Here is a 21,663-nt window from a genome sequence, read left to right on the forward strand (position 1 = left end):
GTGGGGGTGGGAGGTGGGACCCGGGGGGTGGGAAAGGGGTCCCGGTTTTGGGGGTGGGGTCGGTAGCCTCCGGGCATGAGGATCGGCATTGTGGGGGCCACCGGCCAGGTCGGTGGCGTGATGCGGCAGGTGCTGGCGGAACGGGAGTTCCCGGCGGAGCAGGTGCGGTTGTTCGCCTCGGCGCGGTCCGCCGGGCGTGCGCTGCCGTGGCGCGAGGGCGAGGTGACCGTCGAGGACGCCGCGACCGCGGACTATTCCGAGCTGGACATCGTGCTCTTCTCGGCCGGTAAGGGCACCGCCCTGGAGTTGGCGCCCCGGGTCGCCGAGGCCGGCGCCGTGGTGATCGACAACTCGTCGGCGTTCCGGATGGACCCGCAGGTGCCGCTGGTGGTCGCCGAGGTCAACCCGCACGCCGCCCTGGACCGCCCGAAGGGCATCATCGCCAACCCCAACTGCACCACGATGGCCGCGATGCCGGTGCTGCGTCCGCTGCACGCCGAGGCTGGCCTGGTCGGCCTGGTCGTCTCCACCTACCAGGCGGTCTCCGGCGCCGGGCTGGCCGGCGTCGCCGAGCTGGACGAGCAGGTCCGCAAGGTGGCCGAGCACGCCGCCGGGCTGGCCTTCGACGGCTCGGCCGTGGAGTTCCCCGCGCCGCGCTCGTTCACCCAGCCGATCGCCTTCAACGTCCTTCCGCTGGCCGGTTCGATAGTCGACGACGGCTCGTTCGAGACCGACGAGGAGCAGAAGCTCCGCAACGAGAGCCGCAAGATCCTGGAGATCCCCGACCTGAAGGTCTCCGGCACCTGCGTCCGGGTGCCGGTCTTCACCGGGCACTCGCTGCAGATCAACGCGCGGTTCGCCCGACCGCTCACCCCGCAACGCGCCCACGAGCTGTTGGCCGACGCGCCCGGGGTGGCACTGACCGACGTCCCGACGCCGTTGCAGGCCGCCGGCCAGGACTCGACCTACGTGGGCCGGATCCGCGCCGACGAGACCGTGGAGTACGGGCTGGCCCTGTTCTGTTCCAACGACAACCTGCGCAAGGGCGCCGCGCTGAACGCGGTGCAACTCGCCGAGCTGGTCGCCGCCGAACGCCAGTGACCAGTCGCGGTCGCCAAGACACCGAGCCCTCGCCGTCCGTCGGCGGGGGCTCGGTGCCGTTCCGGGTGGTCGCCCGCGACGGCCGGCAGGTCGTGCTTTGATGGGCCGGAGACGATCGTCCAACCTGGAGGACACCATGCCGGATGACCGCACCCAGCAGGCGTTGACCGATCTGGTGGCCGCCCGATCGATGGGCGTGCTCGCCACCATCAAGCGGGACGGGCGGCCACAGCTCTCCACGGTGGTCTACTCCTTCGACCGGGAGGCGGGCCTGATCCGGGTCTCGGTCACCGACGGTCGGGCCAAGACCGCCAACCTGCGCCGGGACCCACGTGCCAGCTTCCACGTCAGCAGCGAGGACGGCTGGGCGTACGCGGTGGTCGAGGGTCGCGCCGAGCTGACCCCGCCGTCCGCAGAGCCCGGCGACGAGACGGTGGAGGAGTTGGTGGCGCTCTACCGGGGGCTGAGAGGCGAACACCCCGACTGGGACGAGTACCGCCGGGCGATGGTCGACGAGGGACGAGTCGTGCTGCGCCTGCACGTGGAACGGATGTACGGGATGCCGCCCCGGGGCTGACCCGCCCGGAGGCGGTCAGCCCGGCTCGATCACTGTCACACCCGGCCAACGCTGCGCCGGCCGGTGCCGGGCCAACCGCTGTCGGGACCGGGCCACGTCCACCCGGGCCGGGTTGTGCCGCCACACCCCGCCCAGTAGATCTGTCAGGCCGTACGGGGCGCAGACCTTGAGCCGGTCGGCCGAGTCCAGGCTGACGGCCACCGCTGTCGCGTACTCCGGCCAGGTGGCGACCGCCTCGGCCACGCTGCGGTACGGCTCGATCGGGTCACCACCGAACTTGGCCGCGTACCAGGTGTGCACCGCCGCCTGGTTGCGTGCCTGCCACGGCGGCTGCGGCCACATCTCCGTCAGTCGGGCGGTGGCCCGGTCGTCGTCGACGGAGGTCAGCCTCGCCGGGTCGAAGAAGACCACGTCCACATCCCGAATTTGCGCCGGGTCGAACCCGTCGCCGTACCGCTCGCCCCAGACCAGGTCGCGCAGGGCCCCCGCGCCGATCCAGGCGTCCGGCAGCCCGGAGTCACGCACCACGGTCAGCGCCCGGGTCAGCCAACCGCTGCCGGCGACCAGTTCCCGCAGCTCCTTCTCGCCCGTCGTCATCCGCCCCACGGTAGGCAGCGGAGCCGCAGCCCGCTGCCCGTGGCGCCGGGTGTGCCGCCCGTCGCCAGCAGTGGGCTGTACGAGCTACGACGCCTGCGGCATCCGCCCGGATAGGCAGCCGCCGTCGGCGTTACCCCTTCCCGGGCGGCGGGTAGACGGTCCGTGCCGACGCCGAGAGGGGAGCACCATGACAACGGTCGGAGAGTTCATGACGACCCGGTTGGTGACGATGGACGGCAATGACACGCTCATCGCAGCCGCGCAGGAGATGCGTGACAGTGCGATTGGCGATGTGGTGGTGACCGACGGCGACAGTGTGGTCGGCATCGTCACGGACCGGGACATCACGGTCCGAGGTGTCGCGGAGAACATGGACCCGGGCTCGACCCGGTTGAACCAGATCACCACTCGCGACGTGATCACGGTGAGTCAGTACGACGATGCCGTGGCCGCTGCGGACCTGATGCGGACGTACGCCGTACGCCGGCTCCCGGTGATCGACGACGGCCGCCTGATCGGGCTGATTTCGATGGGTGACCTCGCGGTCGAGCGCGAACCACAGTCGGTCCTGGCCGACATCAGCGCCGACGACCCGAACAACTGACCGTCCGCCGCGGCACGCGCCGGCCCTCCCCCTGGGGAGGGCCGGCGCTGTGGCGTCCGGGGCCCTTTTCGGCGCTCACCCGATGTGGGCGAGGTTGACCGGGGGACCGGCGGGGACCCGTGCGGGGACGTGCAACGCCGGCCGTCCGCGCGACGCGAGCGCGGTGGGTGGGATCCCCGGCCCGGCAACTGGGAGGAGTGGACCCGATGGTGGACGCGACCACGAGGTTCTTCGAGGACCTGGACCGGCGGGGGTACGAACCCTTGCTGGCCAAGACCTCCGGGACGCTGCGGATCGACCTGCACGAGGGGGCGCAGACCCGGCACTGGCTGCTGAGGATCGATCACGGCCGGCTGAACGTCAGCCAGGAGGACCGGGAGGCCGACACGGTGATCGGCGCGAGCCCGGTCCTCTTCGACGACATCGCCTCGGGGCGCGAGCACGGCCTGGCCGCCCTGTTGCGGGGGGACATGACGGTGTCGGGCGACGCTCGTCTCGTCGTACAGGTGGAGCGGATCTTCCCGGGTTCCCCGGACGCCCGTGGGCCGCGTCGGCGTTTCGCCGGGGAGGTGCACTGATGGGGCAGAGCAATACGGTCCGGATCCTGGACGGCAACACGTTCGTCGTCTGCGAGGACACCGGTGACATCGAGGCGACGCCGAATGAGCCGACCGGGCTCTTCTCCATCGACACCCGGTTCCTGTCGACCTGGGTGCTGACCGTCAACGGTGAGCGACTCAACTCGCTCTCCTTCGACGACCTGCAGTACTTCGAGTCGCGATTCTTCCTGGTCCCGGGGATGGCCACGCACTACGTGGACGCGAAGCTGTCGATCATCCGGGAGCGCGCGGTGGGCGGCAGCTTCTGTGAGCAGCTGACCATCCTCAACCACGACGAGAAGCCGGTCGACCTGGAAGTCCGGATGGACGCGGCGTCGGACTTCGCCGACCTGTTCCAGGTCAAGGACGAGATCCTGAACAAGAAGGGCGAGATCTACACCGAGGTGGAGTCGGACCAGCTGCGGCTGGGGTACCGGCGGGGGAACTTCCGGCGGGAGACGGTGATCTCGTCGTCGATGTCGGCCCGGTACGACAGCAAGGGCTTCGCGTACACAGTCCACCTGGAGCCCAACGAGCAGTGGGAAGCCTCGATCGACGTGCAGACCCGCGCGGTCGGGCCCGGCGGCCGGGACCTGCGTTTCGGGCTGCGCACGCACGGCACCGAGCGGCTCGCTCTCCAACACGACCTGGAGAGGTGGATCGCCGACGCACCCAAGGTCAACAGTGAGCACGGCCGGGTGGCCAGCACGTACCGGCGCAGCCTGATCGACCTGGCGGCGCTGCGCTTCTCGCCGCTGTCACTGGGCGGCGCCACCCTGCCGGCCGCCGGTCTGCCCTGGTTCATGACCATGTTCGGCAGGGACAGCATCCTCACCTGCCTGCAGACACTGCCGTTCACACCGCAGTTGTCGAAGACGACGCTGCGCATCCTGGCGTCGCTGCAGGGCAGCCGGTTCGACGACTTCCGGGACGAGGACCCGGGGCGGATCCTGCACGAGATGCGCTACGGCGAGACCGCGGCCTTCGAGGAGCAACCCCACTCGCCGTACTACGGCTCGGTGGACGCGACGCCGCTGTTCATCGTGCTGCTCGACGAGTACGAGCGGTGGAGCGGGGACGTCGCGCTGGTCAAGGAGTTGGAGCAGGAGTCCCGGGCCGCGCTGAGGTGGATCGACAACTACGCCGACCTGGTCGGCAACGGCTACATCTGGTACGAGCGACGCAACACCGAGACCGGCCTGGAGAACCAGTGCTGGAAGGACTCCTGGGACTCGATCTCCTACTCGGACGGCACGCTGCCACCGTTCCCACGGGCCACCTGCGAGGTGCAGGGGTACGCGTACGACGCGAAGGTCCGCGCGGCCCGGATGGCGCGCGAGTTCTGGGGTGACCCGGGGTTCGCCGACCAGTTGGAGCGGGAGGCGGCGGAGCTGAAGGAGCGGTTCAACCGGGACTGGTGGGTGGACGACGGTGAGTACTTCGCCCTGGCCCTGGACCCGAACGGCCGCCAGTGCGACATCCTCAGCTCCAACATCGGCCACCTGCTGTGGAGCGGGATCGTCGAACCCAAGCGGGCGGAGAAGCTCGCCGCGCACCTGGTCGGGCCGCGGCTCTTCTCCGGCTGGGGAGTGCGCACCCTCGCCGAGGGGGAGGCACGGTACAACCCCATCGGCTACCACAACGGGACGATCTGGCCGTTCGACAACTCGTTCATCGCCTGGGGGTTGCGCCGCTACGGCTTCGCCGAGGAGGCCGCGACCATCGCCAACGGCATCCTGGACGCGGCCACGTACTTCAACGGCCGGTTGCCGGAGGCGTTCGGCGGCTACCCGCGGGAGCTGACCAAGTTCCCGGTGGAGTACCCGACGGCGTGCAGCCCGCAGGCCTGGTCGACGGGTGCGCCGCTGTTGCTGCTGCGCACCATGCTCGGTCTGGAGCCCCACGAGGGTCACCTGGCGGTCGAGCCACGGTTGCCGGTGGGGATGGGCCGCATCGAGGTGCTGGACATCCCGGGTCGCTGGGGCCGCGTGGACGCGTTCGCCAGGGGTCGACTGGACCTGGACAACCTCACCGACTGACGGATGCCAGCACCGAACCGGCGGCGGCGCGCCGCCCGCGCCGCCGCCGGTTCGCCACCCAAGCCGATCTCCAGCCGGTCAGGGTAGATTCTGCGAATGCCGGAGCTCGTGTACCCGCCCGTTATCGCCGCCGCCAAGACGCTGTTCCGGGTCCTCGACCTGAAGATCACCATCGAGGGCGCCCACCACGTGCCCCGCACGGGCGGGGCGGTGCTGGCCAGCAACCACGTCAGCTACCTCGACTTCATCTTCGCCGGTCTGGGTGCGAACGCGTCGGGTCGGATGGTTCGGTTCATGGCCAAGGATTCGGTCTTCACGCACAAGATCTCCGGCCCGCTGATGCGCGGCATGCGGCACATTCCGGTGGACCGGCAGGCCGGCGCGGCCTCGTTCCGCGCCGCCGTGGGTGCGCTCAAGCAGGGCGAGGTCGTCGGCGTCTTTCCGGAGGCGACGATCAGCCGGTCGTTCACCGTCAAGGAGTTGAAGAGCGGCACGGTCCGGATGGCCCGTTCGGCGAAGGTGCCGGTGCTGCCTGTCGCTCTGTGGGGCACCCAGCGCCTCTGGACCAAGGGCCGCCCGCGCACCCTGACCCGCCGGCACACGCCGATCACCATCCTGATCGGCGAGCCGATCAACCCGGCGGACTTCCCTGACCCGAACGTGCTGGCCGCCGAGCTGACCACCCGGCTCAGCGCCCTCGTCGAGCGGGCGCAGCGGGATTATCCGGACACTCCCGCCGGCCCGGACGACACCTGGTGGCAGCCCGCGTACCTGGGCGGCAGCGCGCCCACGCCGGAGGAGGCCGCCGCCCTGGACGCCGACGCCGAGCAGCGCACCCCCAGCGCCTGACGCCCTGGGGCGCGGGCGGTCGGCTTCACCGATGCCCGGATGCCGCGCCGCCGGTGAACCCGCCCCAGAAGGTCGGTTCCGGTCTTGAGCGGTAGTAGTCGTCCCGGGAGAAGAACTCCACAGGCAACGAGCCGGGCAGCGTGATCCGGGTGTCGCCGGCGAGCAGACCCGGGCCGGCCCGCAGCAGCAGCACGTCGCGCTCCTGGGCCGAGAGGTCGACGAGTTGTGGACGGGTGAGCCGGAACATGGCCACCGCCCGGCGGACCTGCCGGCCCAGCGCCACGACCTCGGCGGCCGCTCCGCTGAAGGCCAACGCCGGCTGCTGAATGGTGCGCAGCGCGTCGCAGACGATCAGCAGCTGCGCGGGTGTGTCCTGCTCGGTCGCCGGCAGCTCCAATCGGGATGGCCACTGCCAGCGGATCTGGCCAGTCATCAGACCGTTGAGCCGGGCGGGCGGCCGGCCCCGGCGCGTGCTGTCGGCGACAAGCGACAGCTGCGAGCCACTGCCCACCCAGCAGATTCGCTGATCGGTGACGGTGACCGCGACCGGCTCGGGCAGCTGCCAACGGCAGCGCATCTCGCTCGGCCCGAGCAGGTAGCCCGCGACCAGCAGCCGGTGTCGTCCGAGCACCCGCTCACCGGGCCTCGGTCGTAGGTCGTAGCGGCGGTCCAGGGTCGGGCCCACATCGTCGTCCGGGGCGTCGAACCGGTGGGGACCGATGAAGAAGGGGGACGTGTCGGCGTGCATCGTCACGACCTTCCGGTCAGCTGGCTGTGTACTGAAGCCTGGCGGACCGGAGCGCCCCTGTCATGACGCCTGTTAGGGGGTCGTCCGGTCGTGTGTCGCCTGTGACCGGTAGATGCCGATCTCCTCCGGGCGGACGAGACCGTCCTCGATCGCGCGGGCGAGTAACGCCGCCTTTGTGGCGGCTGGTCGCCCCGCCCGGGTGTATTTGATCCGCGCACGGTCAACGTACTGCTTCACCGTGTGCTCGCTGATCTGCATCCGCCGAGCCACCGACGCCTTGGACATCGACTGGAACCAGAGCAGCAGCGCCTCACGCTCCTTGTCGGACAGCATCGGCCGGTCCGGCCGTGGGTCGCCGACCATCGCACCGGCCAGTGCCGGCGGCACGTACGGGCGGTCGCTCGCGGCGGCCAGCACGGTCTCCACGCAGTGCTCGCGGCCCTCGTGCTTGGCCAGGAACGCCACTGCCCCGGCATCCAGCGCGGCGAGCATCGTCTGCGGGTCGGTGTGTTCGGAGTAGACCACCACCCGCCGCCCGGCGGCGCTCAGCTCGGCCAACTTGTCCAACGCCATCCGCCCGTGCAGCCGCAGGTCGAGCAGGATGACGTCGGCGTTCGGCGCCGCCCGCAGCACCTCGTCCGGGTCGTCGCCGGTGGCGAGCACCGTCAGGCGCGGCTCGGTGGCGAGCCAGGCGCGGACCCCCTCGACCACCACCGGGTGATCATCGACGATCGCCACCCCGATCGACCGATCGCCGATCACCGCCGCCACCGGGTCTGCGCCCATCTGATGTTCCCGTCCCGTTCGTAGAGGTGCTGCACCGGCCCGTCCTCGTGCTCGCCGGGTGGTGGGCCGGTCGCCTCCGGCCCCTCCCGGTCCGGCGTGACGAGGCTGACCACCACCTCGTCCGGGCCGGAGACCACTGTCAGTCGCGCCCATCCCCGGGCGTCGGCGAGGGTGCCGGTGAGCGGGTCGGCCAGCCGGCGGCGGACCTCCACCGGCAGCGGCGGCGGGGTGCCGATGGTGACCAGGTCGATCGGTAGGCCGTTGCGTTCCGCCAGGTCGGCGGCGGCTCGCAACTCGTGCAACAGCGGGTCGGGCACATCGTCGGACTCGGCGATCAGCCGGCGCAGCCGGGCCGCGGCCAGCACGCAGCGGCGCTGCACCTCCGGGTCGTCCGGGTCGGCCTGGCCGGCGGCCAGGTCTCCGAGGACCCGCCCGGCCGCCGTGCTGACCAGGGCGAGCCGTTCCCGGCGTTCCTGGAGGCCACGCTCGGCGGCATCCCGCTCCGCGGCCATCGCGTGACCGGCGGCCGACACGGCGGCCCGCTCCCGAGCCAGACCGACGATGACAGTGCTGCCCACGAAGACCGCCACCGGCAGCGAGAACGTGCCATAGACGTACATCACGTAGCGGGCCACGTCGGCCGGGTCGGGGCCGTGCCCGAGCACGGCGACCAGGGCGATCAACGCGTGCGTGCTGAGGAGCGCGATCAGCCCCACGACACGTCGACCCCACACCGCCAGCACGAAGAACCAGCCGAGCGTGCCCCACACCCAGTTGGCGGCGGTGAACAACTGCCGCTCACCGGCTGCGGCGAAGACGGCCGCGTCGACGACCAGCAGCAGCCCGGCCAGCGGCCACGGCGGCAGCGGCGAGCCCTGCAGCAGCCGTACCCCGGCCACCGCGCCGGCCACGGCGACAAGTATCCAGGCGCCGAGCACCACCGCCGGAGCGGCGAACTCCGCGCGGGCCGACAGCACCGCCGGCAGCGCGATCGCGACGTGCCAGGCCAACGCGATGGCGACGGCGGCGATCCGGGCACCCCGGTCGGACGCGTGCGCGACGGCGGCCGGCGCGGCGAGCGCCGCGGCGGAGACCGGCTCCCGAGGCGTCGGAACACTCGGCCGGGCTGGTGCCTCCGGGGCGTCAGCGGAGTGCGCCGGGGCGTTCAGGTCAGCCGACACCGGGCCACTCCAGTCGAATACGGGTGCCCGCGCCGACCATCGAGTGCACGTCGGCCCGCCCGCCGACCGTCGCCATCCGGCCGTGGATCGACTCGCGCAACCCATACCGGTGCGGTGGGACGGTGGCCAGGTCGAAGCCGGGGCCGTCGTCGACGACCTCGACCACGACGCCGATCGCGTCCCGTGCCAGCCGCAGGGTGGCCGCGGCGCCCGGCGCATGACGGACCACGTTGGACAGTGCCGCGTAGGCGCTCTCGCCGATCGCGTCGGCGACGCCCACGGGGACGGCGCAGGACGCCAGGTCCAGCTTTACCGCAAGCTCGGGCAGCCGGCCGACAACCGACCGCAGACGTCCGTCGAGCGGCACCGGGCCGTCGCCGGCCACCGGGCCGACGTCGGTGAGTGAGACGAGGGTACGCAGGTCGGCCGCGCACCGGTCTTGGAAGGCAGTCGTGGGACCGGCCACCGCGCCCAGCCCCACCATGGTCAGCGTGCCGAGCACGGTGTCGTGTAGGTCGCGGTTCTGTTGGCGTTCGGCCTCGCGGGCGGCGCGTGCCACCAACGCCTGCCGGGTCAGCCGCTGGTGCTCGACGAAGGCGCGGTCCGCCCGGCCGATGCGTCGACGCATGACCGCCGCCATCATCGCCGTGCAGGCGGTCTGCGCCAGCAGCGTGGCCGCGTGCGCCCGAGCCTCGGTGGGGTTGCCGGCCGCCTGCGCCCCGGTCACGTAGGTGGCGATCACGAGTAGCCCGGCCGGGATCGACCAGCGACCCGGGGCGGTGGCCTGTGCGTTGATCACCGTGGTGCTGGCCAGCACGGCGATCCAGCTACCCTCGCCGGGCAGCACCTCGGGCGCCACGAGCACGGGGATGAGGAGGCAGGCCAGTGCCGTGACCGCCACGTCACCGGCGACGAGGGCGGGGCTGATGCCGTGGCGCAACGCGCGGTGTGCGTACCAGAGGGACCAGCCGGTCAGCACTGCCACAGCGGGTACCAACACCGCCTGCTCGACCGGCGGGGTTTGCACCGACACGGCCACCGCCGCGCCGAACAGCCCACAGGTCAGCCGCAGCAACGCCGGCAACGTGGTGAAGATGAGGCCCAGGGCCCCGCCGGCCGGATTGTCCAACGTGGGCGGCGGCACGGCTGGGGTGGCAACGGCCGGCATCGGGAAGTGTCCTTCCGACAACGACCCGGTCCGGGTCCACACGGCGTAGATCGACATCGGACAATAGCATGTCGGGGGATATCGGATGACCCTTAGTGTGCGGAGTGTCGCTAATGTGTCACTCTGCGCTGCGGGGTTGGAGAAGGTCCCACCTGTTGCCGTAGAGATCGACGAACACCGCTACCGAACCGTACGCCTCGTGCCGCGGCTCCTCCAGAAAACGCACCCCGGCCGCCACCATTCGGGCGTGATCCCGGGCGAAATCCTCCGTGTACAGGAACAGCCCGACCCGGCCGCCGGTCTGGTCGCCCACCCGGGCCCGTTGCTCGGCGCTGCTCGGCCTTGCCAACAGCAGGGCCGTCTCCCGGGCCCCCGCCGGGCGGACGACCACCCAGCGTGAGCCGTCCGGTCGGGCGGTGTCCTCCACCAGCTCGAAACCGAGGTCGCCGACGTAGAAGTCGATCGCCTCGTCGTACTCCCTGACCAGCAGCGCGACAAGTCCCAGATGTGCCATTCGGCCATTCTGCCGGCGGGCGCCCCGGGCCCAGTCGGTGACGTCCCCGGCGGTCACCCTCGTCACGCCTCCGGCCGGCCGGAACCGGACGCGCCCGTCGCCCGTCTCATCCTCGGGTGGAAGGGTGGTGAGCCGGATGCGCTCGTCCCGGACGGTACTGGCGGTGGCACTGCTCGGCATGGCACTGAGTGGCTGCGGTGGCACGGAGACCGTGCCGCCGGGGACCGGTGAGCCCGCTCTGGCCCAGATCGTCGATGGGTGGACCTCCTGCGCCAAGGAGGCGCCACGGGCAGGCGAGATGATCATTGAGGCGTCGCCGCCGGCCGTGAACGAGCCGATCATCGGTCGTATCGACCCCACGTTCACCCCGGTCGCGGCCGTGATCTGTGGGCGGGAGTTTCGGCCCGGCCGCAACGGCGGCCAGGATCAGATCGCCACCGAGCGACGCGCCGAGCAGATAGCACCGCTGCTCACCGCGCTGCGCCTGCCCAGCGAGCAGACCGGCGGGGAGGTCGCCTGCACTCTCGAGATGGTCATCCCGCCATGGCTGGCCCTGCTGGACGACCGGGGGCGGTGGCTGCGGCCCCACATCCCGACGGACTCCTGCGGCAAGCCGCGCGCCGAGGTGATCGCCGCGTTGGCCGAGCCGCAGTGGACCACTGTGGACAGCCGTGTCATCCGGCAGCTCGAATCCCCGTCCGCCGAGACCGCCGGATGCGCGCAGCAGTGGACGGACATGGTGTCGGTGGAGACCCGGAACGGTCGCCCCGGGCCGGTCGGGCCGGCCACCCGGCCGGCCGCCGTGCCTCTGCGCCTCTGCGTCTACCAGGTGCCCGCGTCGCTTCAGGACGGCGACAAACCGGCGGGCGACTTCGTGTACGGCGGGCCGCTGCCAACCGAGCGCCAGGCGGGTGTGCTCCGGGCGCTGTCCAACCGCCGGGCGGTGGTCGACTGTGCCACCCCGGCGTCCCGCTTCGCGGTGCTACGCCCGCTCGACGGGGGAGGCCCCGACCGGTACGTCGAACTCGACGGCTGCCGACGGTTCCTGATCGCGCCAGCGACGGGTGGGGCGCAGCTCGGCCAGGGCGACGACGCGCTGGCCGCCCTGCTGGGGCCCGTCTGAGCCGTGTCGGGGCCAGGACCCCCGTCGCTACTTCGACAGGGCCCGTTCCAGCTCGCTCTTCGACATCGACGAACGGCCCTTGATGCCGCGCTGCTTCGCCTCGTTGTACAACTGCTCCTTGGTGCGACCCTGGGCGCCGCTGTGGGAGCGCTTACCGCCACGGTGCCCGGACGACACGTCGTTCCGGGAGGACGGGCTCGCCGTGCGGGACTCACCCGAGCGGGCCCGTTCCTTGTTGACCGTGCGGGCCGCGATCTCCTTCGCCCGGCCGGAGGAGGCGCCCCGCTGCTGTGCGCTCTCCTTGATGTGCTCGTACTGTCGTTCTCTCTTCGGGCTTGATCCTGCTGGCATCGGTGCCTCCCACCTCCGCTGTCGGTGCGGCCGAAACCCGGCTCCGCGCTTCTGATCTGCCATCGGCGCGTCCCGAGCCGGGGCGTGGTGTTCACGCTGTTCGAGCAGATGCCCCACCGCCCGCCGGGTCAAACAAGTGCGTGCACCACCGCAGCGGCGGCTTGGCCAAGGGCGGACGCGCCGACTGGCGGCCGACCGCCCAGCCGATTATCGTCGAAGTCGGTCAAGCCATGCGCCAATCCTGTTACGGATTTCGACAGGAGGCGTGTGCCCCCATGACCGAACCTTCCTGGTTGTTCCAGACCCACCTCGACCGTTCCTCGGCTGCCGTCAGCCTCGGGCAGGTCACACAGGCGGCGCTCGTCGACAGCCAGCGGGATGGCCGTCTCGACGTGGACGGCGCCGGGCCGTCGTTCCAGGTGACCCGCTACACCGAGCCCACGAACCTGTCCGCGACCATCTCGGCCGACCGGATGGTTGTCGCCCCGGTGGGGTACGTCGACATGGACACCGCGCCACGCCTGGCGACGGCCCTGATGAATGCGATCGACAGCCATCCGGAAGTCTGCTGCGACCTGACCGGCGTCGGCTTCTTCAGCGCCGCGGGTGTGTACGTACTTCTGCTGGCGCGCGACCAGGCAGAGCGGGTCGGCTCCCGCTTCTCGATCCGAGGCGCCGAGGGAATCACCCAGCGGGTGCTGCGGATCACCGGGGTGGAGCGGCTGCTCCTCAGTCCCGAACAGACCGCCGGCCCAAACGCGCGGCTCGGCTGATCCGGGACAGCTCCTCGATGTGTGACCACTGGTCGGCCAGGCCCGGCAAGCGGTCATCCGCTACGCCACGGCCGGCGCGGGGAGCGCTTGGTACTACGGGGCTGAGCGGCCACGCGCGCGGGTCGGCTGACGCCGCTCGCCGAGTCGAGGCACGGGCTGGCGGTTGCGCCACGACTCCGCGTCGCCTCGCAGCCGGCGCCAGTTGCGCCGCAGCCACCACGCGTACGCCAGTGCCAGCGCCGCGCTGCCAGCGAGGAGAAGGGTCGGGAAGAGCACGCCCGGTTCGTCGCCCGACAGGTAGGCACTCTCGATCGGGTCCACCCGGTCGTAGGTCACGTCGACCTCTTCACCAACGCTCGGCTCGTCCCAGGGTGAGTAGTTGATCCAGGTGTTGACCTGCTCACCGCTTCGGGTGGTGAAGCTGACCGACACCCACCACCTTCGGCCGTGTACCTCGCGCACTGTCCCGACCGCCCGCTCGCCCCGTTCCGCCATGTCGTTGCGGTGGCGCAGGTTGCCGAGGCCGCAGGTTACGAGGACGAATACGAGCAGTGCCCCGACAGCGACGCCGAGGGTCGGTTGCCGGAGCCAGTAGCCGGGGCGCCATCGGCTCCGGGGTGTCGGGTCAACCAGCTCAGTCGACTGCCCGGTGGTCCATGGTCCCGTCGTTCGCGAGCGCCGTCGGTACCGCTTGACCACCACGCCTCCCGTACGTCCCCTCGGGATGTTCCGGCCCACGGTAGTTGGCTGCGCGAAGCCCTAGGACTACCCACGTGCTCGGAGAAAATCTATGTGCGAAGCGCTAGACATCCTTGCGGATGCCGGCTAACGTTCCTGTGGTCGAGAACAGAGCAAACAAAGACGCTGACGTTGCCGCCCCGCACGAGGGCGAAGGAGTGGGGCCAGGGAATCGATAGGCCCAGCTCGGTTCGGCGGCAGAATTTTGCCGTAGTTAGGTAGTGGTGTGACAGCGGGTGAGGCCGACGCTGGTTCAGGGCTTCACCCGAGGTGAGAAGGGTTCGTCGTACGTGTCAGGGCCAAGAAGTCGCGTGGGCTCGGACACCGACGGACAGCACGGAGTACGACAGAGGAAATCAGAGGCAAGGGAGGGCTTTACACCGTTGGATCGCCCGCAGTCAGCCGCATTCACGGTCTGGTCGCGGACACCGCAGTATCCATCGAACGAGAGGTGGTCTCCGGTCACGCATATGCGATCCTCGCACCCGAAGCCGTCAGTGACGGCTGGTGCGGACAAGACAAGCCGACGTTCTGTCGGTAGATGGTGTTCCTGACCCACAACCCTTGGGCCCCGGTGCTTCCGAGCACCGGGGCCCTCGTGATGGAGGTTCCATGGCTCAACCCGGCGACATGCTCGACGATGAGGACTACCCCGCCTACACGATGGGCCGCGCCGCCGAGATCATCGGCTGCTCGCAGGACTTCCTCCGCCGGCTCGGTGACGCGAAACTGATCGACCCGCAGCGCTCCAGTGGCGGGCACCGCCGCTACTCCCGCTACCAACTACGCCTCGCCTCGCGCGCCCGAGAGATGTGCGACCAGGGCACCGACCTGGCCTCGGCCTGCCGAATCATCATTCTTGAAGACCAACTCGAAGAAGCCATTCGGCGCAACGAGCGCTACCAGCAGGGCTGAGCACGCCATCCGCACCGGGCCCGCCCCGAAGGTGACGCCATGCGCCGCACGGTCCCTGCCTGTCCGGGCAGGGGCCGTCTGTCTTCTGTATGCGGGGCTCGGTTAGGGCGCGGAAAGCCACTGACCTGCGGTGTGATGGGTGCGCCCGGCAGGATTCGAACCTGCGGCCTTGGGATTAGAAGTCCCCTGCTCTATCCGCTGAGCTACGGGCGCGTGTGGCGTGGATGTCGCGCCCAGAGGGTACCGCCGTCCCACTGCCCGACGGCGAAAAGGGTGCCCGCGTCCACGTTGCCGAGCAGACTCTCACGTCGACCTCGTGGCGGGCATCCGGGTTACCGCGGACCGGCCTGGCGTCGGACCGTACCTTTGGCTGGTGTTGCTGGATTCCGACGCCGAGAGCGACGTCGCCTACGAGCTGTGTCAGGTCGTTGGTCGCGCCATCCTGCCGTACCGGTCATCGGGCGCCTTCGGCACCGCCTTCTTCTTTCAGGGCGGCGACGACCCGGTGGGGGAGTCGCTGCTGACGGCCGCCGACCTGGTGGGCGGTTCCGGGGGTGAGTTGGGCCTGCGGTCGAGCGTCACCGAGCCGGCGGGAGTGGCCCCGGCCGTCATCTCCGAGACCGAGATCGTGCCCGGTTGGGCCCGCTTCCCGGGCGACGGGGTCGCGGTGTTGCCGACCGCTGGCCTGCACCGCTATGCCGGTGACGGCGGCTGGCGGTGGCGCGTCCAGCCGGTGCCGGCGGGGATCGCCGCCGGGCCCGAGGTGGTCGCCCGCCTCGGCGCCGACGCCGGTTCCGCTTTCGTGCTGGCTCACGGGGTACGCGACGACCTGTCGCGTCCGCTGGAGGTCGCGATCGAGCGGGTGGTCCGCGACGGGGACGCCGTGTTGATCACCACGGAGCTGCCGCCGGGGTACGTCGGCGCGCCGGTCTTCATCGTCCAGGCTGCGCCCAGCGGTGAGGTTTCCCCGTACTGCCTGGGCCTGGTCCTGCCCGGCGCCGGCGGGCATCCGGTGGCGACCTTCGACCGGATCCGTGCCGTCCTCCCGGCGACGCCCGGCGACGTCTGAGCCGCGCTGTCCGGCCCGGTCAGTGGCCGGGCGTCGCCGCCCCTGCCGCGTCGGCCGTCAGCGCGTTGGTCTGTGCGGCGTCAGCTCGGCCGGCGTCGGTCGGTGCGGCATCCGCTGGGGACGCGTCTGAGCGTGCGGCGTCGGTCGGTGTGGCGTCGGCCGGGGCGGTGGGGCCGGCGGCGAGGAACGCCTCGGCCCAGCGGCCCACCTCGTCGAAGACCTTCTTCCGTACGGCGGGGCCGGAGAGCGTGAGGTCGTGCAGCCCGCCGTCGAAGCGGGCCAGGGTCACGTGGCGGCCGAGGCGGGGCGCGTAGCGAACCATGTGTTCGACGTCCAGTACGGCGTCGGCCAGGGTCGCGTTGTCGTGCCACTTGGTGCCCCGGAAGGAGCGGGTCGAGCAGGCCAGCAGCACCGGCACCTGGATGTCCAGCCCGGCGCGGAGCCGGCGTTGCCCGGTGCGGATCGCGTTCAGCCAGCCGGCCCGGACCGGGAACCCGGCCAGCGGCTTCCACGCCAGGTCGTAGGTCCACTCGCCGCGGTGGTCGGAGTGGATGCTCTCGCCGTACACCGTGCCCAGCCCGAACGGGAGGATGCGGTGCGGCGCCCTGCGGCCCAGCCGGGACACGGCGGCCGCGAGGGGTCGACGGACCGCCCAGGGGGCGTTCAGGTCGAAGAAGGGGCTGTTGAGCACCAGGCCGTCGATGGTGCCGGTGTCGCGGCGGGCGTCCGCCCAGAGCGAGATGATCAGGCCGCCGGTGGAGTGGCCCATCGCCAGCAGGGTGTCGTGCCCGTCGTCCTTGCGGATGATCTCGGCGGCGGCGTCCAGCTCGGGGAAGTAGTCGCTGATGTCGCGGCAGAAGTTCGGGGTCTGGGACGGGAGCAGACTGCGACCGTACTTGCGCAGGTCGAGCGCGTAGAAGTCCCAGCCTCGCTCGGCGAAGAAGTCGGCCAGGTGCGTCTGGAAGAAGTAGTCGACGAAGCCGTGTACGTAGAGCACGGCCCGCCCGGTGGGGCGCTCGGCCCGCCGCCGGACCAGTGTCGCGACAACGGGGCCTTCGTCGTCGGTGCCCAGGTCGATCGTCTGCCGCTCGTAGGGCGGCCCCAACACGTCCGGTTCCACGAACGCGACGCTACGCCCCCTCCCTACCCAGCGGTAGCCCGAGCCTCGCCGATGTGCGCCCCCGCGATCTTGCGCTTTCTGCCCCGACATAAGGGGCGATAGCCGCTGTTCGGCATCCGAAAGTGCAAGATCGCGGGGGTGGGGCGTGGGTCAGGCAGTTTCCGCGTCGGCGCGGGGGGCCGTGGTCTCGGACTCGTCGACCTCGGCCTGCGGCTGGGGGACGTCGCGAAGGTGCTTGTTGTGCCGGGGCTCCTGGCGGGTCTTGGCGTCGTTGAGCCGACGCCGCAGGTCGTCACGGACGTCGTTCAGGGCGGCGTGCAGGTCCTCCTCCGCGGAGGTGGTGACGATCTTCTGCCGGCCGGCGATCCAGCACTCCAGGGTGACCTTCTGCCCGCGCGCCTCCCGGTCCTTGACCGACACCTCCAGCTCGGTGGCGTCCGCGTGGAAGCTGGCGAGCCGGGCGTCGAGGGTGGCGAACTGCTCGGCGATCCAGTTGCGGTCGCCCTGCGAGAACCCGGCGCCCACCCGCAGGCACTCAGCCACGGTGGCCGGGTTCGCCACGGCGCTCATCGCCGCGCCTCGGAAGCGTTCGCGGAGCCGATGGTAGTGATCGTCATGGCGCTGACCTCTCGTCGACGTGGAGCTGTCGGTGGTGCGTTGATCAAGTCCTTACCCAGTTCGGGCGGCCTGGAAAACCGTGGACGGCGCGCCGGCCGGGTCGGGCGTACCACATCGGGGCGTGATCAGGGCGTTGTCCACAGGTGGGTTCGTCATCCACAGGTACGGGTTGGGCGCTGGCGATGGGTGCCCCCAGTGTCGATGCTCGGTGTCGAGTCGACTCGCGCTGGCAGGCCCCGATCCCCCTGGAGGGACGATGTTCGACACTTACGTGACAATCGTCGGCAATGTGCTGACCACGCCAGAATGGCGACGTACGACCCAGAGCAACACCTTGGTGGCCAACTTCAAGGTCGCCTCCACCGCCCGCCGACTCGATCGGGACAGCGGCCGGTGGGTTGACGGAAATTCGCTCCGCGTCCGCGTCAACTGCTGGCGCAAGCTCGCCGAGGGAGTGGCGGCCTCCGTCATGATCGGCGACCCGGTGGTGGTCTGCGGACGGCTCTACACCCGCGACTGGACCGACGACGCCGGTAACCACCGCACGCTCTACGAGTTGGAGGCTGTCGCCGTCGGCCACGACCTGTCCCGGGGCCGAGCCCGGTTCCTGCGCAACCGGCCGAGCATGACAACCAGCACCGTGGAGGACGCGGAGGCCGAAAGCCGGGTGCACGGTGAGCCCACCGAGCCGGTGCCCGCTGGGCAGGCGCCCGTGCTGCCCGACGACCGTCCGCTGGACGACGACTTCGAGCTGCCCGACTACGCCGAGCTGCGAACCAGCCCGTTCGGCAACCTCCCGTCGGACGACGACAGCTCCCCGAGCGACGGGGTCCCCCTGAGTGGGGGAACCTCCCCGGGCGGTGGGGTCTCCTCGGGCCTCGACGACGAGTTGGCCCCTCCGCCCGAGGCGGACGACGACAACGCCGACGCTGACCTGGACATCGAGTTGGAGCCGGTGCCCGACGAGGGGCAGCCGGAGCCGGCGCAACCCGGTCGAGGGCGGCGTGGCCGGGGCCGGATCCCGCAGCCAGCCTGACCGATCGGTCGTGCGGCACGACGGGGGCGGGGTGGCGGCGTGACAAGCGTCGTCACCCCGCGTGACGGGCGTCGGAGGGCTGGCCCGCCTGTTCGCTCCGGCGGTTCTCGTTGCCGGTGCGGGACCGTGGGTTGGGCTGGTTCACGGGGTGCTCGTCTAGGCTGGCCGGCCGGAGGTGGTGCGGGTGCGACGGACAGCGCCGATGGCGAACGCGGTGGGGCTGCTGGCCGGGTACGCGCTGGACAGGCTGCTCGGCGACCCCCGCCGGTGGCACCCGGTGGCCGGCTTCGGGCAGGCCGCAGGCGCGCTGGAGCGCCGCCTCTACCGCCCGGACCGAACGGCGGGTACGGCATTCACCGCCCTGGCTGTCGGAGGGCCGGTGTTGCTCGGCGCGGTCGCCGCGGCGGCCACCCGGCACCGGCCGGTGACCCGGGCGGTGCTCGTGGCGGCCGGCACGTGGAGCGTGCTGGGCGGCCGCACGCTACGGCACGAGGCGACAGTCATGGGTCGGACGCTGCGCGACGGCGACCTGCCCGCTGCCCGGCGACGGCTCGGTCACCTCTGTGGGCGGGACCCGTCGACGCTGGACGAGTCGGAGCTGGCCCGTGCCACAGTCGAGTCGGTCGCGGAGAACACCTCCGACGCGGTCGTCGCTCCGCTGCTCTGGGGTGCGGTCGCCGGCCTGCCCGGGCTGCTGGGCTACCGCGCGGCCAACACCCTCGATGCGATGGTCGGGCACCGGTCGGCGCGCTACGCGCGGTTCGGCACACCGGCCGCTCGGCTGGACGACGCGCTCAACCTCGTGCCGTCCCGGCTGACCGGTCTGCTCACCATCGCCGTCGCGCCGGTCGCGCACGGGGACCGCCGGCGTGCCTGGCAGGTGTGGCGGCGGGACCGCAACGACCACCCGAGCCCCAACGCCGGTCAGTGCGAGGCGGCGATGGCCGGTGCGCTCGGGGTCCGCCTCGGTGGGCGCAACGTCTACTTCGGGCGCTCCGAGGTCCGGCCGTTTCTCGGCGACGGTCCCCGTCCCGAAGCGCGGCACCTGAAGCGGGCCGCCCGGATCTCCGGCGCGGTCGGGCTGGCCGCGGTCGGGCTGGCCGCCGCGTATCCGGTGACCCTTGGCCGCTTGGTCGGTGCCGTGAGCAGGCACGCACTGGTCGGGGTGCGGCGGGGGAGCGGACGGTGAGCGGCGGGCTTTTGGTGGCCGGCACGACATCCGATGCTGGCAAGAGCGTGCTCACCGCCGGCATCTGCCGCTGGTTGCATCGGCAGGGCGTGAAGGTGGCGCCGTACAAGGCGCAGAACATGTCGAACAACTCGGCTGTGGTCGTCGGGCCGGACGGGCGTGGCGGCGAGATCGGACGCGCCCAGGCCATGCAGGCCGCGGCGTGCGGGCTCGCACCCGACCTGCGGTTCAACCCGGTGCTGCTGAAGCCGGGCAGCGACCTGGCCAGTCAGGTCGTGCTGCTGGGCGAGGCGGTCGACACGATCACCGCCGGCACCTTCCGGCAGCTACGTCCCCGGCTCGCCGAGACCGCGTACGGCGCACTGGCCGAGCTGCGCGAGACGTACGACGTGGTGATCTGCGAGGGCGCCGGCAGCCCCGCGGAGATCAACCTGCGGGCCGGTGACTACGTCAACATGGGGCTGGCCCGGCACGCCAACCTGCCCACCATCGTCGTCGGCGACATCGACCGGGGCGGTGTCTTCGCCTCGATGTTCGGCACCGTGGCACTGCTTGACCCGGCCGACCAGGCGCTGATCGCCGGCTTCGTGATCAACAAGTTCCGGGGCGACCTCGGGCTGCTCCAACCAGGTCTGGACATGCTGCGTCAGGTCACCGGCCGCCCCACGTACGGGGTGCTGCCCTGGGCACTGGACCTGTGGCTCGACGCGGAGGACTCACTCGCCTACGGCCGGGTGCTCGGCCGACCCGCGGCCCCGCACGGCAGCGAATGGCTGGACGTGGCCGTCGTCCGCCTACCCCGGATCAGCAACGCCACCGACGTGGAAGCGCTCGCCACCGAGCCGGGCGTCCGGGTACGCCTCACCATCGAGCCGGCCGAGCTGGCCGCCGCCGACCTGGTCGTCCTGCCCGGCTCCAAGTCCACCGTCGCGGACCTCGCGTGGCTGCGCGAAACGGGCCTCGCCGACGCGGTGGCCACCCACGTGGCGGCCGGCAAACCCCTGCTCGGCCTCTGCGGCGGTTTCCAGATGCTGGGCCGCGCCATCCACGACCCGGTGGAGAGTCGGCAGGGCAGCGTGCCGGGGCTCGGTCTGTTGCCCATCGACATCACCTTCGATCCGCGCAAAACCGTCCGGCAGTCGGTGGGCACCGGCCACGGCGGCCTCCCGGTGCGCGGCTACGAGATCCACCATGGGTACGTGTCACAGGCCGACCCCGGCCTGACCCCGCTGCTGACCAGCGACGACGGTGTCGGAGAGGGGGCCGTGCTCGGCGTGGTGCACGGCACGCACTGGCACGGGGCGTTCGAGTCCGACGGGTTCCGCAGGTGGTTCCTCACCGAGGCGGCTCGCCTGGCCGGCCGCAGCGGGTTCCGGGTCGCACCGGACACCAGCTTCGCCGCCGCCCGGGAACGCTCACTCGACCTGCTCGGCGACCTGGTCGAGGAACACCTGGACACCGATGCCCTCTGGCGTCTCATCGAAGCCGGCCCACCCGCGGGCCTCCCCTTCATCCCACCCGGCCCGCCACCCTCCTGACCGGTTCACCGTCCCGGCCGGCGCGCTCTCTTGACCGGCTTACCGTCGTGGCCGGTTCACCGTCGTGGCCGGTTCACCGTCGTGGCCGGTTCACCGTCGTGGCCGGTTCACCGTCGTGGCCGGTTCACCGTCCCGGCCGGTTCACCGTCCCGGCCGGTTCACCGTCCCGGCCGGCGCACTGTCGTGGCCGGCGCACTGTCGTGGCCGGTTCACCGTCGTGGCCGGCGCACTGTCGTGGCCGGCGCACTGTCGTGGCCGGTTCACCGTCGTGGCCGGCGCACTGTCGTGGCCGGTTCACCGTCGTGGCCGGCGCACTGTCGTGGCTGGCTCGCCGTCGTGGCCGGCGCACTGTCGTGGCTGGCTCGCCGTCGTGGCCGGCGCACTGTCGTGGCTGGCTCGCCGTCGTGGCCGGCGCACTGTCCCATGCGGA

Annotated in this window: 23 protein-coding genes and 1 tRNA gene; 13 read left to right on the top strand and 11 right to left on the bottom strand. The window is 71.4% G+C overall.

All coding sequences use genetic code 11. The annotated features are described in order from the left end of the window. The first annotated feature begins 75 nt into the window (after window positions 1-75). Both KBX71_RS26225 and KBX71_RS26230 read left to right on the top strand, forming a co-directional pair. Window positions 76-1,101: an aspartate-semialdehyde dehydrogenase gene (locus KBX71_RS26225; RefSeq protein WP_210820489.1), complete on the top strand. Its 1,026-nt coding sequence runs from the start codon at window positions 76-78 to the stop codon at window positions 1,099-1,101. Window positions 1,102-1,237: 136 nt separating this feature from the next. Further along, on the top strand, window positions 1,238-1,678 hold the full coding sequence (locus tag KBX71_RS26230; RefSeq protein WP_210820554.1) for a PPOX class F420-dependent oxidoreductase: 441 nt from the start codon (window positions 1,238-1,240) through the stop codon (window positions 1,676-1,678). 15 nt (window positions 1,679-1,693) lie between these two features. On the opposite strand, the gene KBX71_RS26235 is transcribed toward KBX71_RS26230, so the two are convergent. Further along, entirely contained in the window at window positions 1,694-2,275 is a 582-nt protein-coding gene (locus KBX71_RS26235) for a nucleotidyltransferase family protein (RefSeq protein ID WP_210820490.1), read from the bottom strand. A 187-nt stretch (window positions 2,276-2,462) separates the two neighbouring features. Between KBX71_RS26235 and KBX71_RS26240 the strand changes: the two genes are divergently transcribed. From KBX71_RS26240 to KBX71_RS26255, 4 genes are all read left to right on the top strand, one after another. Further along, window positions 2,463-2,879, top strand: coding sequence for a CBS domain-containing protein (locus KBX71_RS26240; RefSeq protein ID WP_124822133.1), 417 nt, complete (start codon window positions 2,463-2,465; stop codon window positions 2,877-2,879). 206 nt (window positions 2,880-3,085) lie between these two features. Next, entirely contained in the window at window positions 3,086-3,457 is a 372-nt protein-coding gene (locus tag KBX71_RS26245; RefSeq protein ID WP_124822132.1) for an SCP2 sterol-binding domain-containing protein, read from the top strand. Next, on the top strand, window positions 3,457-5,517 hold the full coding sequence (locus tag KBX71_RS26250) for an amylo-alpha-1,6-glucosidase (RefSeq protein WP_210820491.1): 2,061 nt from the start codon (window positions 3,457-3,459) through the stop codon (window positions 5,515-5,517). The genes KBX71_RS26245 and KBX71_RS26250 overlap by 1 nt, the downstream gene beginning before the upstream one ends. Before the next feature lie 96 nt (window positions 5,518-5,613). Continuing rightward, the gene (locus tag KBX71_RS26255; RefSeq protein WP_210820492.1) at window positions 5,614-6,366 is read left to right on the top strand and encodes a 1-acyl-sn-glycerol-3-phosphate acyltransferase; all 753 of its coding nucleotides are present in this window, start codon (window positions 5,614-5,616) and stop codon (window positions 6,364-6,366) included. A 25-nt stretch (window positions 6,367-6,391) separates the two neighbouring features. Here KBX71_RS26255 and KBX71_RS26260 read toward each other — a convergent pair whose 3' ends face one another. The 5 genes from KBX71_RS26260 to KBX71_RS26280 form a co-directional block, all read right to left on the bottom strand. Further along, window positions 6,392-7,114, bottom strand: a complete 723-nt coding sequence (locus tag KBX71_RS26260) for a hypothetical protein (RefSeq protein ID WP_210820493.1) — start codon at window positions 7,112-7,114, stop codon at window positions 6,392-6,394. 72 nt (window positions 7,115-7,186) lie between these two features. After that, window positions 7,187-7,900, bottom strand: a complete 714-nt coding sequence (locus KBX71_RS26265; protein WP_210820494.1) for a response regulator transcription factor — start codon at window positions 7,898-7,900, stop codon at window positions 7,187-7,189. Next, on the bottom strand, window positions 7,873-9,081 hold the full coding sequence (locus KBX71_RS26270; protein ID WP_210820495.1) for a hypothetical protein: 1,209 nt from the start codon (window positions 9,079-9,081) through the stop codon (window positions 7,873-7,875). The genes KBX71_RS26265 and KBX71_RS26270 overlap by 28 nt, the downstream gene beginning before the upstream one ends. Next, complete coding sequence (locus KBX71_RS26275) at window positions 9,071-10,249, bottom strand: sensor histidine kinase (RefSeq protein ID WP_210820555.1); 1,179 nt, start codon at window positions 10,247-10,249, stop codon at window positions 9,071-9,073. The genes KBX71_RS26270 and KBX71_RS26275 overlap by 11 nt, the downstream gene beginning before the upstream one ends. Before the next feature lie 118 nt (window positions 10,250-10,367). After that, the gene (locus KBX71_RS26280) at window positions 10,368-10,763 is read right to left on the bottom strand and encodes a VOC family protein (RefSeq protein WP_210820496.1); all 396 of its coding nucleotides are present in this window, start codon (window positions 10,761-10,763) and stop codon (window positions 10,368-10,370) included. 136 nt (window positions 10,764-10,899) lie between these two features. On the opposite strand from KBX71_RS26280, the gene KBX71_RS26285 reads away from it, so the two are divergent. Then, window positions 10,900-11,886, top strand: coding sequence for a hypothetical protein (locus KBX71_RS26285; RefSeq protein ID WP_210820497.1), 987 nt, complete (start codon window positions 10,900-10,902; stop codon window positions 11,884-11,886). Between the two features lie 27 nt (window positions 11,887-11,913). Here KBX71_RS26285 and KBX71_RS26290 read toward each other — a convergent pair whose 3' ends face one another. After that, window positions 11,914-12,237, bottom strand: a complete 324-nt coding sequence (locus tag KBX71_RS26290) for a plasmid stabilization protein (protein ID WP_196929817.1) — start codon at window positions 12,235-12,237, stop codon at window positions 11,914-11,916. Between the two features lie 140 nt (window positions 12,238-12,377). On the opposite strand from KBX71_RS26290, the gene KBX71_RS34650 reads away from it, so the two are divergent. Then, window positions 12,378-13,010 (top strand): STAS domain-containing protein, encoded by a 633-nt coding sequence (locus tag KBX71_RS34650; RefSeq protein WP_210820498.1) that lies wholly within the window; start codon window positions 12,378-12,380, stop codon window positions 13,008-13,010. 93 nt (window positions 13,011-13,103) lie between these two features. Here KBX71_RS34650 and KBX71_RS34875 read toward each other — a convergent pair whose 3' ends face one another. Next, the gene (locus KBX71_RS34875; protein WP_374102643.1) at window positions 13,104-13,748 is read right to left on the bottom strand and encodes a DUF3592 domain-containing protein; all 645 of its coding nucleotides are present in this window, start codon (window positions 13,746-13,748) and stop codon (window positions 13,104-13,106) included. A 612-nt stretch (window positions 13,749-14,360) separates the two neighbouring features. Between KBX71_RS34875 and KBX71_RS26305 the strand changes: the two genes are divergently transcribed. Beyond that, window positions 14,361-14,663, top strand: coding sequence for a MerR family transcriptional regulator (locus KBX71_RS26305; protein WP_210820500.1), 303 nt, complete (start codon window positions 14,361-14,363; stop codon window positions 14,661-14,663). Window positions 14,664-14,803: 140 nt separating this feature from the next. Here the strand turns inward: KBX71_RS26305 and KBX71_RS26310 are convergent. After that, a tRNA-Arg gene (locus KBX71_RS26310) sits at window positions 14,804-14,876 on the bottom strand. 160 nt (window positions 14,877-15,036) lie between these two features. Here KBX71_RS26310 and KBX71_RS26315 point away from each other — a divergent pair. Next, on the top strand, window positions 15,037-15,732 hold the full coding sequence (locus KBX71_RS26315; RefSeq protein ID WP_210820501.1) for a hypothetical protein: 696 nt from the start codon (window positions 15,037-15,039) through the stop codon (window positions 15,730-15,732). Between the two features lie 19 nt (window positions 15,733-15,751). On the opposite strand, the gene KBX71_RS26320 is transcribed toward KBX71_RS26315, so the two are convergent. Both KBX71_RS26320 and KBX71_RS26325 read right to left on the bottom strand, forming a co-directional pair. Further along, window positions 15,752-16,852 (bottom strand): alpha/beta hydrolase, encoded by a 1,101-nt coding sequence (locus tag KBX71_RS26320; protein ID WP_210820502.1) that lies wholly within the window; start codon window positions 16,850-16,852, stop codon window positions 15,752-15,754. A 150-nt stretch (window positions 16,853-17,002) separates the two neighbouring features. Then, window positions 17,003-17,422, bottom strand: coding sequence for an HPF/RaiA family ribosome-associated protein (locus KBX71_RS26325; protein ID WP_210820503.1), 420 nt, complete (start codon window positions 17,420-17,422; stop codon window positions 17,003-17,005). Between the two features lie 304 nt (window positions 17,423-17,726). On the opposite strand from KBX71_RS26325, the gene KBX71_RS26330 reads away from it, so the two are divergent. The 3 genes from KBX71_RS26330 (at window position 17,727) to KBX71_RS26340 (ending at window position 21,233) form a co-directional block, all read left to right on the top strand. Next, window positions 17,727-18,506: a single-stranded DNA-binding protein gene (locus tag KBX71_RS26330; protein ID WP_210820504.1), complete on the top strand. Its 780-nt coding sequence runs from the start codon at window positions 17,727-17,729 to the stop codon at window positions 18,504-18,506. Between the two features lie 202 nt (window positions 18,507-18,708). Next, the gene (locus KBX71_RS26335) at window positions 18,709-19,695 is read left to right on the top strand and encodes a cobalamin biosynthesis protein (RefSeq protein WP_210820556.1); all 987 of its coding nucleotides are present in this window, start codon (window positions 18,709-18,711) and stop codon (window positions 19,693-19,695) included. Further along, window positions 19,692-21,233 carry a cobyric acid synthase gene (locus KBX71_RS26340; RefSeq protein ID WP_210820505.1) on the top strand — a complete coding sequence of 514 codons (1,542 nt, stop codon included), beginning with the start codon at window positions 19,692-19,694 and terminating at the stop codon, window positions 21,231-21,233. Before KBX71_RS26335 ends, KBX71_RS26340 begins: the two co-directional genes overlap by 4 nt. Window positions 21,234-21,663: the final 430 nt, after the last annotated feature.

It is taken from the genome of Micromonospora sp. D93 (genome assembly GCF_018070365.1).
GTDB classification, from domain to species: Bacteria; Actinomycetota; Actinomycetes; order Mycobacteriales; family Micromonosporaceae; genus Micromonospora; species Micromonospora ureilytica.

What these genes read in the sequence shown, in the direction of transcription:
- KBX71_RS26225 (WP_210820489.1), top strand. Translation starts at nt 76, where the DNA reads ATGAGGATCGGCATTGTGGGGGCCACCGGCCAGGTCGGTGGCGTGATG.
- KBX71_RS26330 (WP_210820504.1), top strand. Translation starts at nt 17,727, where the DNA reads ATGTTCGACACTTACGTGACAATCGTCGGCAATGTGCTGACCACGCCA.
- KBX71_RS26230 (WP_210820554.1), top strand. Translation starts at nt 1,238, where the DNA reads ATGCCGGATGACCGCACCCAGCAGGCGTTGACCGATCTGGTGGCCGCC.
- KBX71_RS26255 (WP_210820492.1), top strand. Translation starts at nt 5,614, where the DNA reads ATGCCGGAGCTCGTGTACCCGCCCGTTATCGCCGCCGCCAAGACGCTG.
- KBX71_RS26280 (WP_210820496.1), bottom strand. Translation starts at nt 10,763, where the DNA reads ATGGCACATCTGGGACTTGTCGCGCTGCTGGTCAGGGAGTACGACGAG.
- KBX71_RS26305 (WP_210820500.1), top strand. Translation starts at nt 14,361, where the DNA reads ATGGCTCAACCCGGCGACATGCTCGACGATGAGGACTACCCCGCCTAC.
- KBX71_RS26285 (WP_210820497.1), top strand. Translation starts at nt 10,900, where the DNA reads ATGCGCTCGTCCCGGACGGTACTGGCGGTGGCACTGCTCGGCATGGCA.
- KBX71_RS26290 (WP_196929817.1), bottom strand. Translation starts at nt 12,237, where the DNA reads ATGCCAGCAGGATCAAGCCCGAAGAGAGAACGACAGTACGAGCACATC.
- KBX71_RS26335 (WP_210820556.1), top strand. Translation starts at nt 18,709, where the DNA reads ATGGCGAACGCGGTGGGGCTGCTGGCCGGGTACGCGCTGGACAGGCTG.
- KBX71_RS26245 (WP_124822132.1), top strand. Translation starts at nt 3,086, where the DNA reads ATGGTGGACGCGACCACGAGGTTCTTCGAGGACCTGGACCGGCGGGGG.
- KBX71_RS26265 (WP_210820494.1), bottom strand. Translation starts at nt 7,900, where the DNA reads ATGGGCGCAGACCCGGTGGCGGCGGTGATCGGCGATCGGTCGATCGGG.
- KBX71_RS26235 (WP_210820490.1), bottom strand. Translation starts at nt 2,275, where the DNA reads ATGACGACGGGCGAGAAGGAGCTGCGGGAACTGGTCGCCGGCAGCGGT.
- KBX71_RS26240 (WP_124822133.1), top strand. Translation starts at nt 2,463, where the DNA reads ATGACAACGGTCGGAGAGTTCATGACGACCCGGTTGGTGACGATGGAC.
- KBX71_RS26260 (WP_210820493.1), bottom strand. Translation starts at nt 7,114, where the DNA reads ATGCACGCCGACACGTCCCCCTTCTTCATCGGTCCCCACCGGTTCGAC.
- KBX71_RS26325 (WP_210820503.1), bottom strand. Translation starts at nt 17,422, where the DNA reads ATGAGCGCCGTGGCGAACCCGGCCACCGTGGCTGAGTGCCTGCGGGTG.
- KBX71_RS26275 (WP_210820555.1), bottom strand. Translation starts at nt 10,249, where the DNA reads ATGCCGGCCGTTGCCACCCCAGCCGTGCCGCCGCCCACGTTGGACAAT.
- KBX71_RS26250 (WP_210820491.1), top strand. Translation starts at nt 3,457, where the DNA reads ATGGGGCAGAGCAATACGGTCCGGATCCTGGACGGCAACACGTTCGTC.